19 protein-coding genes are annotated in these 16,122 nt (G+C 50.3%); all 19 read right to left on the reverse strand.

Features of this window, described 5'->3' with window-relative positions:
* Window positions 1-138 precede the first annotated feature (138 nt).
* Window positions 139-573 (reverse strand): chemotaxis protein CheW, encoded by a 435-nt coding sequence (locus CPZ25_RS11700; RefSeq protein WP_167495223.1) that lies wholly within the window; start codon window positions 571-573, stop codon window positions 139-141.
* A complete protein-coding gene (locus tag CPZ25_RS11705) occupies window positions 557-2,596 on the reverse strand; it encodes a chemotaxis protein CheA (protein ID WP_096920506.1) in 2,040 nt (679 codons plus the stop codon). The genes CPZ25_RS11700 and CPZ25_RS11705 overlap by 17 nt, the downstream gene beginning before the upstream one ends.
* 1 nt (window position 2,597) lies before the next feature.
* Window positions 2,598-3,551, reverse strand: a complete 954-nt coding sequence (locus CPZ25_RS11710; RefSeq protein ID WP_096920507.1) for a GGDEF domain-containing response regulator — start codon at window positions 3,549-3,551, stop codon at window positions 2,598-2,600.
* A 35-nt stretch (window positions 3,552-3,586) separates the two neighbouring features.
* Window positions 3,587-4,066 (reverse strand): chemotaxis protein CheD, encoded by a 480-nt coding sequence (locus tag CPZ25_RS11715; RefSeq protein ID WP_058693243.1) that lies wholly within the window; start codon window positions 4,064-4,066, stop codon window positions 3,587-3,589.
* Complete coding sequence (locus CPZ25_RS11720; protein WP_058693242.1) at window positions 4,067-4,678, reverse strand: chemotaxis protein CheC; 612 nt, start codon at window positions 4,676-4,678, stop codon at window positions 4,067-4,069.
* A complete protein-coding gene (locus tag CPZ25_RS11725) occupies window positions 4,675-5,061 on the reverse strand; it encodes a response regulator (RefSeq protein WP_058693241.1) in 387 nt (128 codons plus the stop codon). The genes CPZ25_RS11720 and CPZ25_RS11725 overlap by 4 nt, the downstream gene beginning before the upstream one ends.
* A 15-nt stretch (window positions 5,062-5,076) precedes the next feature.
* Window positions 5,077-6,756, reverse strand: a complete 1,680-nt coding sequence (locus CPZ25_RS11730; RefSeq protein WP_074617882.1) for a methyl-accepting chemotaxis protein — start codon at window positions 6,754-6,756, stop codon at window positions 5,077-5,079.
* Window positions 6,757-6,771: 15 nt separating this feature from the next.
* Window positions 6,772-7,260 carry a chemotaxis protein CheD gene (locus CPZ25_RS11735; protein ID WP_096920508.1) on the reverse strand — a complete coding sequence of 163 codons (489 nt, stop codon included), beginning with the start codon at window positions 7,258-7,260 and terminating at the stop codon, window positions 6,772-6,774.
* On the reverse strand, window positions 7,257-7,868 hold the full coding sequence (locus CPZ25_RS11740; protein ID WP_096920509.1) for a chemotaxis protein CheC: 612 nt from the start codon (window positions 7,866-7,868) through the stop codon (window positions 7,257-7,259). The genes CPZ25_RS11735 and CPZ25_RS11740 overlap by 4 nt, the downstream gene beginning before the upstream one ends.
* 16 nt (window positions 7,869-7,884) lie before the next feature.
* Window positions 7,885-8,241, reverse strand: a complete 357-nt coding sequence (locus tag CPZ25_RS11745; RefSeq protein WP_096920510.1) for a response regulator — start codon at window positions 8,239-8,241, stop codon at window positions 7,885-7,887.
* Window positions 8,242-8,267: 26 nt separating this feature from the next.
* Complete coding sequence (locus CPZ25_RS11750) at window positions 8,268-8,852, reverse strand: CheB methylesterase domain-containing protein (RefSeq protein WP_074617879.1); 585 nt, start codon at window positions 8,850-8,852, stop codon at window positions 8,268-8,270.
* A gap of 26 nt (window positions 8,853-8,878) precedes the next feature.
* The gene (locus tag CPZ25_RS11755; protein ID WP_096920511.1) at window positions 8,879-9,685 is read right to left on the reverse strand and encodes a CheR family methyltransferase; all 807 of its coding nucleotides are present in this window, start codon (window positions 9,683-9,685) and stop codon (window positions 8,879-8,881) included.
* On the reverse strand, window positions 9,682-10,038 hold the full coding sequence (locus CPZ25_RS11760) for a chemotaxis protein CheW (RefSeq protein WP_096920512.1): 357 nt from the start codon (window positions 10,036-10,038) through the stop codon (window positions 9,682-9,684). Before CPZ25_RS11760 ends, CPZ25_RS11755 begins: the two co-directional genes overlap by 4 nt.
* Before the next feature lie 15 nt (window positions 10,039-10,053).
* Window positions 10,054-12,414 carry a bifunctional diguanylate cyclase/phosphodiesterase gene (locus CPZ25_RS11765; protein WP_096920513.1) on the reverse strand — a complete coding sequence of 787 codons (2,361 nt, stop codon included), beginning with the start codon at window positions 12,412-12,414 and terminating at the stop codon, window positions 10,054-10,056.
* 19 nt (window positions 12,415-12,433) lie between these two features.
* Complete coding sequence (locus tag CPZ25_RS11770; protein WP_074617876.1) at window positions 12,434-12,841, reverse strand: hypothetical protein; 408 nt, start codon at window positions 12,839-12,841, stop codon at window positions 12,434-12,436.
* Between the two features lie 190 nt (window positions 12,842-13,031).
* Window positions 13,032-13,220, reverse strand: a complete 189-nt coding sequence (locus CPZ25_RS11775) for a hypothetical protein (RefSeq protein WP_058693231.1) — start codon at window positions 13,218-13,220, stop codon at window positions 13,032-13,034.
* Between the two features lie 99 nt (window positions 13,221-13,319).
* The gene (locus CPZ25_RS11780) at window positions 13,320-14,705 is read right to left on the reverse strand and encodes a BrxA family protein (RefSeq protein ID WP_096920514.1); all 1,386 of its coding nucleotides are present in this window, start codon (window positions 14,703-14,705) and stop codon (window positions 13,320-13,322) included.
* 127 nt (window positions 14,706-14,832) lie between these two features.
* Window positions 14,833-15,642: a family 1 encapsulin nanocompartment shell protein gene (locus CPZ25_RS11785; protein WP_096920515.1), complete on the reverse strand. Its 810-nt coding sequence runs from the start codon at window positions 15,640-15,642 to the stop codon at window positions 14,833-14,835.
* A gap of 10 nt (window positions 15,643-15,652) precedes the next feature.
* Entirely contained in the window at window positions 15,653-16,018 is a 366-nt protein-coding gene (locus tag CPZ25_RS11790) for a demethoxyubiquinone hydroxylase family protein (protein WP_038351859.1), read from the reverse strand.
* Between the last annotated feature and the right edge of the window lie 104 nt (window positions 16,019-16,122).

The raw sequence follows: 16,122 nt of genomic DNA on the forward strand, positions 1-16,122 counted from the left end.
GCCTAAGGCCGCGCCTGGTCAAATCGGCCAACGGCTGATTTGCTCCTGAACTATCCACTTTCAACTTTCAACTTTCAACTTAAAGGTCTTTTTCGACAGTCAAAAAGCGTTACCGGAGGATCTCCGGTAACGCTTTTTTTATGGGCAGGCCACAAGGTTTTCGGCGGTTTTTTCCATATCCAGCAGCAGGATAATTTTATCTTTGTGGGTATAGATCGCTTTTTCCCTTGGGCGGCTGGCGCTCAGCCTTCTGGCGGCGTCGGCTGTTCTCTCGGCTTCGTCAACAGCCTGGATATAGGGCTCTTTTAGCAGGGCAATACCGAACTGGTACACGCCGCTTCGCAGAATCAGCAGTACGGGCGACCGGCTTTCAGGTATTTTCTCTTCTTCCAGCTGCACAACGGGCACCACCATACCTTTGTAATGGTACACGCCGCAAAAATAAGAGGGCTGGCAGGGGATGCTGTGGAGGCGGGTATCAAAACAGATTTCGACGATGTTTTCAAACTCGGCCGCATAGGTTTTTCCGCTGCTTTCAAAGCACAGGATTTCCTTTTTATTCTGGTCTTTCATCGCCCTCTCCTTCCCTTCTGGCGGCATTCCCAACTCTGCGGATCAGGGCCTCGATATCCAGCGCCATACAGATTTGTCCGTCACCCATGACGCTGCAGCCGTTCATGGCTGTCTTTTCTTTAAAATGCTCGCCAAACAGTGCCGGCAGCGGCTTTAGAACGATTTTTTCCCGCTGCATAACCAGCCCTGCCTTGATGCAGGTTTCCCGCGCCGGCCCGCGCACATGCAGGATGATCCGTTCTGGGTGCTCGCTTCTCTCTAACCCGTAGTGCCTGGCGAGGTCAATGATGGGCAGCGCCCTGCCCTCGCAGATGATCACCTCCTCACCATTTTCGATATGGAGGTTAGGATTTTCCTGGGTGTACTCAAAGTAACGCTGTACCTGATGTGCTGGCAGTGAGAACATCTGGGTCCCGGCGCTGAACCGGATGCACTCTACGATGGTATGGGTCAGGGGCATGTTCAAAATCACGGTGGTGCCCTGTCCCTTTTCGCTTTCGATGCGCAGATGGCCGCCGGCCTCATCGGCAATTTTTTTGACAATATCCATGCCTACGCCACGGCCGGAGTACTCGTTGGCCACCTGGTTGGTAGAAAGCCCTGGCAGGGTGCTGAGCTCAAGAATTTCTTCTGTGGTATACGTTTCCTCAGGCTTGGTAAACAGATTTTTTTCCCGGGCTTTCTGGCGGAGCTTTTCCACATCCATGCCTCTGCCGTCATCGCTTATTTTGGCAACGAGCTCGCCGCCGTGGCTCTCAACCGAAAGCCGGATATCTCCCTCGCGGCTTTTCCCGGCCTTTTCCCGTTCTTCGGGCGCCTCAATGCCGTGATCGACAGCATTGCGCATAATGTGCATGGCGGCCTCCAGCAGCTGGTCCATGATGTTATTGTCGGCCTCCACATCCTGGCCTGTAACGGTCAGGTTCACGGCTTTATTCTCTGACCTGGCCACATCCCGCAGCACACGCCGCAGCTTTGGCACAATCCGCTCCACTGGCACCATGCGCATATGAATGACGGTGTCTTCCAGCGCCTCCAGCACCTGGTGGGTCTGAACGGTCAGCTTCTCGATGTCGTCACCACAGTGCATTGCTTCCAGCCTGCTGGTCAGGGAGGCAACGGACAGCATGAGCTCGCCGAGAAGGTTCTGGACATGATCCAGCCGGGCTGTCCGAACGTTCAAAAATTCGCTTTCTACCTTTTCAACCGCTACATAATCGGCTTCTTTTTTATCCCCCGCCCCGGGCAGTGGCGTACTGGCCTGCTGCCTCGCCTCTGGAACAGGCAGTGGGTTCTTGGCCAGCAGCTCACACTGGCTTACAAAGAGCCCTCTCTGCAAAATGGGCAGGGCTTTTTCCAGCGCCTCCTCCGCGATGCAGAAGAGCATGCCGCTTTCTCTTATAAAATCGGCGCTTTCCGGGTGCTTTTCCGGGCTGTCTGGAAAGCACTCTGCGCCGGGACAGGCCGCGCTCAGCTGCTTCATGAGCATAAAGGCCCGCACATTTTCCATTTTGCAGCCCTGTTCAAAGGTCACTTTGACGATCACGCCGGGCTTTTTAAGAAATGCGGGCAGGCTTTCCTCGGTCTGGCCGCTGTCTTCCTGTTCCAGGGTCTTGATCTGATCCAGGCAGCCTTTAATCCGGCGCTCGAAGACGTCGGCACTTTCAGGCATGTAGTCCTCCCTGTTCATTCTTCCCAGCTCGGCCTTTATAAAATCGGAAACGTCAAAGAGCAGCTCGAAAATTTCTTTTTCGGCTTTTTTCATCTTCTGCGGATCGTCCCGCAGCTCTGAAAACAGATCCTCAAGCCGGTGCGCGGTGGCCTGAAGACTGTCAAGCCCCATAATGGCCGAGGAGCTTTTGGTGGTGTGCATAATCCTGAAAATGCTGTTAATGTCCTCGGCCGCAAGCGCTCCGGACGCCTCGGACCGGAGCAGGATTTCGTCCAGCTTCTCCATGAGCTGGCTGGTTTCCAGCAGGTAGACCTCCAGCATAGCCTGTACGTCGGCTTCAAAAAAGCTCATCTCAAAGCTCCATTCCCTGGACTTCGCTGTACCAGACGCTGCGGTTTTTCCCGCTGCGCTTGCCTGCGTAAAGCGCTTTGTCTGCGCGCTCGATATTATGCTTCATATCCTCGGTGTCGTCATACACGGAGAGGCCAAGGGTAATGGTACAGTTAAAGGATGTATCGCCGTCCACAAAGGGAAAGGCTTCTACCTCACCCCGGATGCTCTCGCTGATCTCATAGGCCTCCTCCTCTGTGACGGAAAACAGCACGATCAGAAACTCCTCCCCGCCCCACCGGATCACGCGGTGCCTGCGGCAGATGCTCTCCATAATATTGGACACACAGATCAGTGCCACGTCTCCGGCCTCGTGGCCGTACTGGTCGTTGACAATTTTAAAATCATCCACGTCACCCATGATCAGGACACAGCCCACATCCTTCCGATTATGGCTCTGCATTTCGCCCATGAGGTCATCCTGCACGTAGCGCCTGTTATAAAGACCGGTTAGCCCGTCTCTGAAGGCCATATAATTGAGCTTTTCCATATTGTTTTTGAGCTCCCGGTTCATCCGGTCCAGCTCATCCTTCTGTTTTTTCATGCTCAGGTGCGCAACCACGCGGGATTTCAGTTCTTCCTGCCCAAAGGGCTTTTTAATATAATCGCAGGCGCCAAGGGAGAACCCCCGCATCACGTCTTTATCACTGTCCTTTGACGTGATAAAAATAATGGAGGCGTTGTTCTCATCTCTTTCCTGAAGCTGTCTGCAAAGATCATATCCCTCTGCGTCTGGCAGCACCACATCCAGCAGAACCAAATCGGGCCTGCACAGCTCCATGGCGGCCAGCGCCTCTTTTGCTGAGTGGGCTTCCTCCAGATTGATGTCTTCCTCTTTCATGATGTTTTTTATTTGCTGGCAGATCAGTATGCTGTCGTCAACAATCAATACGGTCTGCCTCTCTGATGCTCTCATTACCATTTTCTCCTTTTACCTTTTCCTGCGTTTTCTTACAGCAGCTTTGTCTTGCGGTTTATGCCCCGGACCTCCAGCTTCCCGGTCTGTGCTGAAAACAAAATGGTCCGGCCATGGCTCATCCCGATGTCCTCTGCCACAATGGGAATGCCCTCGCTCTTTAAAACCGCCTTAACTGCCTTTATGTTTTTCTCGCCAATGCCGGTTTCTGCCTGGGCCTGCTGAAACATTTCTGCCCCGCCTGCGATTTTGGCGACCAGCCGTTCCCGTTTTGCGCCATAGCCTGCCATGAGCTCCTGAAGCAGCCGCTTGATGCCAGTGTCTGCAAACTGGTATACATTGTTCTGGTTGACTGCTGTTCTCTGATAGGGCAGAAGAATGTGCAGCATGCCCGCCACCTTAAGCTGGTGATCGTAAAGACAGATACCCACACAGGAGCCTAAAGCATATGAAATTAAAACAGCCGGGCTTTCTGCCACCTTGCCATCGGCGATTCCTACAATGATTTTTTCCATTTATCCGTTTAACACCTGAAGAATTTTATCAAGCGTTTCAATCTCAGGCAGAAACAGCACATGACTGGTAAAGTCATTGCCTTCGACACTGAACTTATTTTCGATGAGCATGAGCTCATCACTCAAATTGGCAAAATGGATCATGGGTACGCTTAAAATCGCGCCGATCATGTCACAGCAGATGTCTGGCACAGATACGTGCACCTTTACCCCCATCAGCTGTGCCAGGGCGTTGATGTAGGCGCCGCACATCACATTGCCAATCTCGCAGACGGCGGAGCTGCTCATCTCATCCAGGGCTACCAGCTCCCGCTCTTCCTCGCCCAGCAGGGCGTTCAGGATGTTCTGTGTAAAGGTCTCATCCAGCAGAAACATGAAAATTCCGGACAGGTCCCCGCTGATTTCTAACATGATGCCTGTTCCCAGTGTCTCGGGGCCGCCCAGCAGCTCGGGCGTGTCCTGATAATTGACGATGCGTATCGCGGGCAGGCCAACGGAAAAAGTTTTTCCCACCATGGCGGAAAGGGCTGTGATGGCGTTGCCGGTACCGATATTGCCGATTTCTTTAAGCATATCTTCTGAAGCGGCGTCCATGTCTGAGTATTTCATCATGTGTTGTCACCGCCTCTTTTTTTGCCAAGGGCGGTTTCCACTGCCTGGATAATCTGTTCGGGCTTAAAGGGCTTGACGATAAAGTCTAAGGCTCCGCTCTGCACAGCCTCCAGAATCATGGCCTCCTGGCCGACGGCAGAGCACATAACCACTACCGCGTCCGGGTCTTCCTTTACAATGGACTTAAGGGCTTCGATGCCGTTCATCTCTGGCATGGAGATATCCATCAACACTGCATCGGGCTTTTCGGCTTCGTAGACCGCGCAGGCCTCTACGCCATTGGCAGCTTCAAAAATCTGTGTGTAGCCTGCTTCGCTTAGTATTTTCTTTAACATGGCCCGCATAAAGAGCGCGTCATCTACGATTAATATTTTATTCTGCATTCCCATGTCTCCTGTTTACTCAAATTCAAATTGCTCTACCAAGTTTTTAAGCAGCTGTGCCTGGGCGGATAATTCCTCGCTGGCGGCCGCGCTTTCCTCCGATGTCGCCGAGTTGCTCTGTACGATTTCGGATATGAGCTCGATGCTGCTGCGTATCTGGGCGATGGCCTCGGCCTGCCGGGTGGAAGCTTCGGATATTTTATCGACCACACCGCTTACCTCCTGGGCGCCGTCCACAACCTTTACCAGTGATCTGCCGGTCTCGTCGGCAACAGCCATGCCTTCTTCCACGCTTTCGTTATTTTTGAGCGCCAGCTCTGCGGTCATCTTAGAAGCCTCGGCAGCTTTGGCGGCCAGCCGCCTCACCTCGTTGGCGACCACGGCAAAGCCGCGTCCGGCGTCTCCGGCGCGGGCCGCCTCAACTGAGGCGTTGAGGGCCAGAATATTGGTCTGGAAGGCAATATCCTCAATCTCCTTGACAATGCCGGTGATCTCGCTGGAATTCTTTTTAATCTGGGTAATGCATTGGATAAGCTCCTGCATCTGAGTATTACTGTCCAGTATCTGGCAGCCCACCTCGTCGGCAATGCGGCTTGAATTGACTGCGTCATCGGCATTATTTTGTACACTTTCGGATATATCGTTGATGCTGGAGGCCAGCTCCTCAATGGACCCTGCCTGCTCTGATGCGCCCTGGGCCAGAAGCTGTGCCCCGTTTGACACCTGCTCTGCCCCTCCGGCTACCTGCTCGGCGCTGCTTCCAATCTGCTGGAGAGAATCCTTTAACAGTGCCGAGATTTTTTCCATGGCTTTATTGACAGCGATAAAATCGCCCTTAAACTGCATGTCTGTTTTATAATCCAGATGTCCCTCACCCAGGGCGGTCAACACCTTCTGTATTTCTTCCACATAGCTGCTGAGCGCCGCGGCGGTTTCCCGTATACTGTCGGACAACTGGCCAAATTCATTCTTGGACGTATATTCAAGATCAATTTTCAGTCTGCCCTCGGAGATGTCCTTAGCGGCTTCCTGTACTTTTTTGATGGGCTCTGTAATGCTTCGGCTGATGTAAAACCACATAAGGCAGGTGATAACCAGGATAACCGCTGCCATGCTTACCAGGACGATAAGCATCCGGTTTTCTACGCCCTGAGCACTGCCCAGATATTTCTGGACGTCTTCCTCAGCCGCGTTACCCAGGCTTTCCAAAGCATCTCTCGTTATCTTGGCCTGGGGCTCATACTCGACGCGATACAGCTCCAGGGCTTTTTCCTTGTTCCCCTGTTCCAGAAGCCTGATCATCTCATTCCGCGCGGGTTTCAGGGAGGCAATCTGTTTCTCCACTTCTGTGAATAAGGCTTCTTCCTCTGTATAATCCCTGTCCAGCTCCTCCATACCGCTTTCAATAAGCGCAATATAGCTTTTAGCCTCCTCCAGATAGGTCTGGCTCTCCGCCTCATTGATTCCCGAGGCCACACAGAGAAGATCCCGCCCAACGCCCTGAATGGCGCTGCGCATGGTTAAGGTCGTGGTGGCCACCTGGTAGGGCTTGTCATAAAATTCTCTCAGGGTTCCCCCAACGCTTTTTATGCCAAAAGCCGCTGCCACGACGGTCCCAATATAAAAAACAATAATACAGGCAAATGACAGCAGCAGCTTGGTGGCAGTGCTTAAATTTTCTATTTTCTTTTTCATCTGGCTCTCCCTTTTTTACAAATTGTATTTATAATTGTTGACAGCACTTATCTCTGCTTTTCCAGTTTTGAGGTAGAAATACACTGTACGTCCAAAGCTGTCTCCAGTATCCTCTGCCTTTATGGGAATCGCTTTTTCCCGCAGCCATCTGCGCGCCGCCTCGATATTTTGCTTTCCAATATCCCCGTTTTCAAGCTTATCGGCAAAGCGAAAAATTTTAGCGCCGCCGATCACCTTGGCCCACAGCCTTTCAAGGCGCGCCCCTTTTTCCAGAAGCCCTTCGAGCAGAGCTTCGAGCGCTGTATCCACATATTTCAGGCGATCCTCTGGGTTGCTTTCCTTCGCTTTTCGGCTGTCTGGAAACAGGGTATAGGCCATACCGCCTGTCTTCAGCGCTTCATCATAGAGACAGACCACAATGCCTGAGCCCAGGGCCCGGACGATAAATATATCCTCGTGACTGCCAAGGGCCAGATGGTTTGGCCGAAGCTGGCAACTGTTCATAATGTCACCCCCACGGCTTGCAATAACTGGCAGGTCGATTCCTGATAAAGCATTAAACCCAAATGATTCATGTTGCTGTCCTCCTTCAGATAAAAGCCATTCTCTATACAGACAGTGTCATGGCCAAGTCCCATGATCCAGCTGGCCGGATCGGTTACCATGGCGCCCAGCATGTCAATGGAAACTGCCGGCTGGGAAATATGGATCTGCTTATGCATATAGGCCGAGATCGCTGTAAAATAGGAGGATGCCATAATATTGGTAATCTCCTGAATAACGGAAAGCTTATACTCATCCATCTCCCGAAAGTTTGCGGGGCAGCCGATGGTTTTCATCAACAGCTCTCTGACAAAGGGTTCTGTCAGGACAAACAGCAGCATTCCGGAAATGTCTCCGTAAAACGGCAGCAGAATTCCCATTGCGCTCTCATCTATTTTTCCAAAAGCCTCTGGCAGTCTGTCGCACTCCAGGGGTATGACCTGTGGCTGCCTGGCAATGATCTCCTCAGAGATCAGATGCGAAAGGGCGGTCACCGCACTGCCGCTGCCTATATTGCCAATCTCCTGAAAGGCGTCCTTTGAAAGAATGTCTATCTCACTTCTCTTCATTGCTCACGAACTCCCCTTAGAGTGATTTTTTTACCATTTCGACAAGCTTGTCATTCTGAAAGGGCTTGACAATAAAATCATAAGCACCCATCCGCACAGCTTTCTCGATGGTGGCCTCCTGCCCAATGGCCGAGCACATAATCACCCGGGTATCAGGCTCCAGCTTCAAAATCTCCGCGAGTACTTCAATGCCGGATTTTCCGGGCATGGTAATATCCAGCAGAACCAGCTTTGGCTTGTGCTTTTTAAACAGGTGGATGGCCTCACTTCCGTCTTTTGCTTCAATGAACTGGCTAAACCCGCCATCACTCAAGGCATTTTTAATAATTCTGCGCATGAACATGGCGTCATCCACAATCAATATCTCATTCATCCTTTTCTCCTCTGTCACTTTATCTTTCATTTTTTTGAAAACAGCAGCATCGTCGCTGTAATTTCCTGCGGCGTCCGCTCCATCTTGGCGCCGCCCTTCTTTTTCGCTTCTGTGGGCATACTGCTGCTCACGCAGCTTTCAGCCTTCTGCACAATGGTGCTGGCTCCGGCTCTTTGCATCTCTAAAAGCCCCTGGGCGCCGTCTTTTCCAAAGCCAGTCAGGATGATGCCCAGAGCATCTGCGCCTGCGCAGGCCGCGGAGGAAAAAAGCACATCCACTGCCGGGCGCACTCCGTTTATCTTCTCACCGTCCTCGTAGACCAGAAAATATCCCCCTCCGCGCTTCACAACTTTCAGATGCCGGTCATCTTCCGCAACATAGACGGTTCCGGACAGAACCATCTCCCCGTTCCGTGCTGCCTTGACTTTCATGGTGCAGTACGCATCCAGATAGTCTGCCATGCGGGCGGCAAAACCTTTGCACAAATGCTGCACAATGACGATGCCCGGTGTGCTCTCTGGCAGATCCCGGATAATCGAAAGTATGGTCGACGGTCCCCCGGCAGAGGCGCCGATTACGATCAGCTTCTGGCTGGCTGGTTTTTCCTTCATACAGGCCTACCACCTTTCTGGCCGTTTTATTCTGGCTTTCGATAGATCGCCGATCCCACAAATTCCAGGGTTGTAAACTCTCTGGGCAGTACCTCCGCCAGGCCTACAATCAGGTAACCTCCGGGTCTCAGGCTGTTTTCCAGCCGGCTGATCATCGTTTTTTTTGAGGCTGTGTCAAAATAGATCATCACGTTTCTGCACAGGATCAAATCGTATTTTTTCCAGGTATTTTCCGGTTCCATTAAATTTTGGTTTTTAAACTGAATGTTCTTTTTTAAAAACTTTTTAATCTCAAAGCTCTTTTCATCCTTAACAACACAGTATTTTTCCTGCCACTGCGGCGGAAGATTCCTAAACTCCTTGATGGGGTAAATGCCCTGACGGGCGCGCTCCAGCGCGCTTTCGCTGATATCGGTCGCTGTGATATGGGCTGCCGGCGCCGCGCTGTTTTCCTGTGCGAAATCCTGAAAAAGCATGGCGAGGGTATAGCACTCCTCCCCGCTTGCACAGCCGGCGCACCAGGCCTGATAATCCGTCTTATTTTTGGCGGCCTGTGGCAGGATTGTTTTCCGTATAAAATCGAAATGCCTGGGCTCCCGCATAAAATAGGTGTAGTTTGTGGTAAGGCGGTTGATCATCTCACCTGCCAGACGGCCGCTTTTATCGGCGCGTACCGCTTTCATATAATCCTTAAAGCTCGCGATCCCGCAGCGGTCCAGCTCACTTCTCAGGCGGCATTCAATCAGGACTTTTTTCTTTTCCAGGTTAATGCCATATTTTTCCCGGACATAGTCTACGATGTCCAGAAATTCCAATGTTCCAAGCCTGATCAATTTTCCCCGCTCCTCCACAGCGCTGCCTGTTCCGCAAGAACCTCTGACGCTACCGCTATATTCTCCTCGACATCTGTGCACAAAATTCCCAACAGGCTGTCGTTACCATTTTTGATCTCCACGCCGCATTTCCAGTCTGGCTTGTTTTCGCCGCTCTGGCATTCTTCCACGACAATATACGGGACAGGCCCCCTGTCCCCCAAAAGCAGGCCGGCAATGCCCTCCGGCGCTTCGGGCACTTTCACAAGCTCAGGATTGATACGGACATTCTCAATTTTATCAACTGGAATATAATATGCCTGCTCACCCATTTTTATTTTCAGGCATACCGCTGTATTATTTGACTGCTCCATTTTTACCTCTCTTTACTAAGGCCAGATCACTGGCGCCAGCATCTCTATGGGAGCGGGCTCCGCATAGTAATAGCCCTGAGCCATGCTGCACCCGACTTCTTTTAAAAACTGTTCCTGCGCTGCTGTCTCGATGCCTTCTGATATCACCTGGATATCCAGCTCCCTTGCCATATGAATGACATTGGTCACAACGATTTTTTCCCGTTTTGTCATATCCAGCTTAAAAAAATCGCGGTCCAGCTTTATGATGTCCACCGGAATGTCCTTAAGCATGCTCAGAGAGGAGTAGCCTGTGCCAAAATCATCCATGGACAGCTTAAAGCCCTCTTTCTTGATTTCTTTTACAATTTTCAGAATAATGGATGGGTTGTCCAGAAAAGCGCTTTCGGTAAGCTCCAGCTCAATGAGCTCTACCGGAATCTTGTACTGCTGGCAGATATCTACCAGCTCTCCTGGAAAATTGGCTTCTCTTATATGGACTCTTGAAATGTTTACCGCAACCGGGTATGCTTTTCTGCCTTCTTTTATCCAGCCTGACAGATCCTGGCATACCTGCTCAAAAACGCAGCGGTCAATCTCTGTGATAAACCCATTCCTTTCAAACAAAGGAATAAAGGAATCCGGCTGAACCAGGCTTCCATCCGGCTGGCGCCACCGGACCAGCGCCTCCAAACCACTCCAATCGCCGCTGGCCACATCAATCTTTGGCTGGTAATACACAATAAACTCCCCGCCGCGCAGCGCGGACTTCATCCGAGAGGCAAAATACTTTTCCTGATCCCGCTGGCTCTGCATCTCCTTGTTAAAAAAAGCGTAATTGCTTTTATGATAATCCTTGATGGAACGGCGCACTGCATTGGCGCATTCGATCATGCTTTCCACGCTGTCCTGATCCTCCTCAGCGCAGACTCCTGCCATGCAGATAAAGGGAAAAAATAAAACCATTTTCGCCGAAAGCCGTTCAACCCTCTGCAGCAGCTGCTCGATCCTCTGCCTCAGCGCTTCCGGCGTTTCATAAAACAGCATCAGTACAAAGGCATCGGCCTTGACACGGGCATAGCATTCTTCCTCTTCTATAAAGGTATGTAGCATACGGCTGATTTCAATCAAGACGCGGTTTCCCGTTTCATAGCCGAACTCGGTGTTGACCACCTTGAAATTTTTGACATCAAAAGTAATCACTGCGCGCTTTTTCCCAAAAACGCTGCGTTTTTCAGCCTCCAGCAGAAACTTGCTCAAGTTCCAGGCGCCGGTCAGGCTATCTTTATAGGCGATCCGCAACCGGTATTTCATAGAGCGCAATTGAAGAATATTGGCTGTAATGATTTTACAGGAAAGGGAAAAGGTCGCGATTTCCTCCTCCTGCCATAAACGTTCCTCCTTCAAATCACAGAGGCTGATATAACCGGCGAAGGCTTCCTCCTCCAGAATAATGCTCTGCATCAGGGCTTTTGTCCCTCTGATCCGCTGTCGCTCTGCCATGACGCGGTTAATGATGTTAAAATCCTCAAAACGGTTACAGACAAAGATACCATTTTCATCAAATTCCTGCTGATAGCTCTCAGTCATCAGGCCCGGAATCAGACTCAGGTTGTCATTCATGACCAGACGGTTTGTGATATTCCACTCATAGGTCAGCTCAAAATATTTTTTATCCGCTGTCCGCTCTACCACATAGGCCTGCTCAACCCCAAAATAACGGCACAATCTCTCAAGTCCCATCTCAATACTGAGTTCCATGTCACGGCACCCAAAAACCATATTGGTGAGCTCTGTGATAAAGGCCATGTCCGCTTTGCCGCTATCCGGCCTGTAGGGCGCGATCTTCTCGATTTTAAAGTCTTTTTCCGCTTCTCTGACCACGCTGTCTTCCTTGGCGATAAAGAAAGGCCGTTCCAGTCTTTTCGCCTCACAGAGTGCCTTTATGGCCATATCACGCAGATTATCATAGCTTTTTTCAATGCCGCAGCACAATACGATCCCGATTTTACAAGAAAGTGTGCACTCCGAGCTCGGAGGAATACGGACTGCCTCGATTTGCCTGCGGATTCCCTCGGCGTGTCTTTCAGCCTCGCCAGCCGCACTGCAGCCCAGTGCGTAGACTAAAAAGGTACTGTCACCTACTCTGGCAAGCTTGTCGGTTTTCTTTAAAGCCTTATTCAGTAAAAAGGCGGCCTGCTGTAAAACCGCGTTGCCTGTGGCCGGGCCATATTTTTCTTTAAAGGCGCTCCAGCCCTCAAGATGGATCAAAAACAGGGCGTCTCCTTCGTATTGCCGGCCGTCTGCCTGGTAGGTTTCAATAAATATTTTAGCGGCTTTCTCGGTATATAACTTTGTCAGAGGGTCAGGAGCCCACTTTTGTTGTTCGTTTATCATTTAAGAATCACTCTTTCTGCTATTCCAGTATCGCTTCGCTGTTTTTCTGAAGCTTTTCAAACAGGACCTGCATCCTCAGCACATAGGCCAGAGGCGGCTTCATCGCCTTTAAGGCCACGGCGCTGTCCAGGTATTGATTGTCCTGCCCGATAACAGGTGCTTCAAGTTTATAAAGATCGTTTTCATCGAGCTCTTTAATGCCTTCCACCCATTCTACAGCCACGCCAATTTTAACCTCTTGAAAGCACATGACCAGAATATAAGGCGCCCGGACCGGTCTGTCGCACAAACTGCAGGCCTGCCCAAAGTCGAAAACGGAAAGCTCCATTGCCTCTGCCGATTCACGCGATTCCACAGACACCACGTGCTCAAGGGGAACCATAAAGTAAAGGCCACCCGACATAAACAGTATAAAAGCCTTTTCCATTTCACACCACCTTAATCGTTATATATAAGTATAATCTTACCTAATTCTACACAAAAAAACAAGGACTATTCATACTATTTCGTGAATAACAGGCAATATAGCCATATTTTCACAGCATATAAAAAAGCTTCAGAACAAACATTCCTTTTACTGTTTATTCTGAAGCTATCTTATCCTTAGTTGTCTGTTTTTATTCATTTTTTACGTAATAAACATCGCGCTGCTTCATTTCTCCGAAGCCCTCAAAATATTCATAGGTAGCGGCGACTCTCCCTCCACAGTCATTACACGCCATCCAAAATCCCAGCTGGTCTGTCTCCGGATGGACTCCTGAAGGCTCTTCACATTGGCACTGCTTTACTTCTTTTTTCATCATCATTTTGGTAAAACTCCTTTCCAACATTACTTCATTAAAGTTTTACCCAAAATAGCGATTTTAAAACTAGTCGCAGCGATTTATTTTAACGCAAATACTTTATCAATAGCGCAGCGGTTCGTCTAATTCTGCCAAAAAGGCATTGAGGGTCTCCATCAAATCAAAGGGTTCGTATATAATTTCATATTTGTAACGCCCCATAAGCGCCATAACATAAGCGCCGTAGCCATGCTTCAGCAGGGCCTGAAGCAGTCTTGGCGTCATTTCCATGGGGGTGGGCTCCAGCTGACCGTATTTATTCCACTTCATCAGCCCGGCCTCCTCGATAAAGTCCATCATCTCGTTCAGCGCCCGGGCATTCTTCTCTGGCATTTCCCCTTTGTCACCGCTCAGATACCCCACCGCCAGTGTTTCAAAGGCAGTCGGCGGAACAGGCTCCTGGGGGTGCTGCTCAGCCATGGCCCTGTTGGCTTCATCCAACAGGCTCATGCCCGCGGACTTCAGATATACCAGGTCCATCAAAAGGTAAAAAAGGTAGTCGCCGCGCATCCGGGCAACTGTGTTGATTAAAATAGTGTCTGTATCATTCAGCTCGGGTATCATGGCTAAGACAGGCTCATGAAGGGTGCTCAGCCTTTTATAGAGTGTTGTGGCGATCTCGCCGTTCAGGCTTTCGTCACCGGTTTCAAAGGCATCCTGCGCTACTGCCATCTCCCTAAAGGCTTTCTGCCTGAGGGTTGGGTTTTCAAGCATCAGCTCCGCGCAGCGCCTCACATACTCGCCGTAAAAGGGCTGCGGTTTTTTGGGCATCTTCTGTTCAACCGCGCACTTGCGCATTTTCTGCTTTGAATTTCTGGTGCCTTCGTTATAAACGTCAAAGTACAGCTTCTTTTTATCCCCATAAATCTGCCACCAGCCAAACTCAAAACGCTCAAACTGGTCATACAGATGAACATAGCTTGTCTTATCGACACTCAGAGGCTCCTCCAGCATCATGCCCCAGCTTAAGCCGGCCTCCATCTCCCCAAATACCACGTTGCAGTAAAAGTGATGGAAACCATCGGAAAGGCACCTGCCAAAGGGGCCTATATCTGTAATATTATAAGATTCTGTGTCAAAGTCCACACCGTGGTACAGACAGCGGGTCATCAGGTCGTAGGTTTCCCTCACCACCTCAAACACCATACCGTGCTCTACCTCGTCCGAATCATCGCCGTAATAGGACAGGGCGTCCTGGCGCATGCTGTCAAAATCCAGCCGTTTGGACGGCAGCAGCTCCATCAGTTTTTCCCATGCCGCATCCCGTTCTGCAAACGTAGCTTGGCTGTCCCGGCACTTGGCAACAAGTCCGGCAAACTGCGGATCACTCATGGCAATTTTCAGTTGTGTTTTAACAACCGGGCAGCGCTCCTCCTGTACCTCCAGAATACGGGCGGCAATCTTTCTGATTTTATCCGATGCTTTTTTACTCAATTCAAACCTTATCATATTACTCTCCAATTAATTATGTGGTACTTTCATTATATTATGCTTTCTTCTAAAAGGCAACGATTTAATAAAATAAAGCGCTTTTCTCCCAGTGTCCTGAAAGAAAAGCGCTTTATAACATTATTCTTTATTCAAATACAACGATGGCGGCACTGTTCTTAATGCGAAGGGCCGCGGTTTCAAGAATTCTGAAATAGTGGTTCAGGTTAACGAGCTCCAGATAAGCGGCGGCCAGGTCCTGACCAACGGCCAGATCCATGTACTGGGCTTCAGCACAGACCAGAACGGCTTTTCCGGCCAAAGCGTTTGAACGGTAAACCCGTCCGTCCAGCAGGCTCTTAATGCGGTCAATTTCCATGACGCCGGTTCCCGGCTGGATCCGCTGAAGCTTAAAATAGAGATCTGGCCCCATAACCAGAGCGAGACGGCCAAGCATATCCTTTTCTACCAGCATGGAAACGCCAGAGGCGATATTGGCAAAGGCATTCTGTCCTTCTGCCCAGTCGTCCATCTTAACGGTATGGCTACCGGATACAGTCAGCAGGCCGTCTGCGCCCAGCGCTTTATTGCCAAAGAAAATCAGTTGATCCTCAGCCTTTGCGCTGGCCTGTGCCGCGCGGGCCGCTGCTGAAAGATCCACCGGCACACCGGTTCTCTCACTGGCTTCCAGGTCTCTCCAGAATAATGGAAAATCTTCGTACAGCTGTACCAGCTCTGCAAATTTTCGGCCTGTGGTCTGCACCACACCGTCCTCAAAGCTTTCATCCTTGTCGCTGCTGTCAACCACAACGGACTGCGCGCCTGGGCCAAGTGGTCCGTAAAGCGGCAGGAAACGGCGGCCGACCAGATATTTTTTCAGTGTTTCGACAATGGTTGTATCAATCTGTTCCCAAAGGGCATCGCCAAAGGGCGCTGCTTCTCTTGATAAATAATCCATATTGTCCCTCCTAATCCTCAATCAGGCTGCCGACAGTCGGGCCTTCTGCGGTCTGGGCTTCACTGCTGCCCGATTCAATACCGAGCTCTTCCAGCATTTCATGGACTTCCTCGGCGCCTTCCTCAAACAGCTCTGCTTCTACAGGGTCCAGATAACGCAGCAGCGTTGTCAGCTCACCCATATGAGCTTTTTCCTCATCACGGATGTCCTCCAGCACCTTTTTGGCAACAGGATCATCTGTCGCCTGTGCATGGGCATCGTATAAATAAATCGCTTCAAGCTCACCTGCTAAATCGAGGCGGATAGCCTGAGCCAGTTCCTTTTTTGTCATTTTTCGTTCCACATTTGCTGCAAATGGATCTCCAAAAGATGGCATAAAATTTCAACTCCCTTCTAAAATAATTATACTTTAGAATCATTATAACACAATATTTCACAAAAATACAGTTAAATTTAGCTAACTTAATGTCAATTTTCAGA

Source organism: Eubacterium maltosivorans, from assembly GCF_002441855.2.
Lineage (GTDB): Bacteria > Bacillota > Clostridia > Eubacteriales > Eubacteriaceae > Eubacterium > Eubacterium maltosivorans.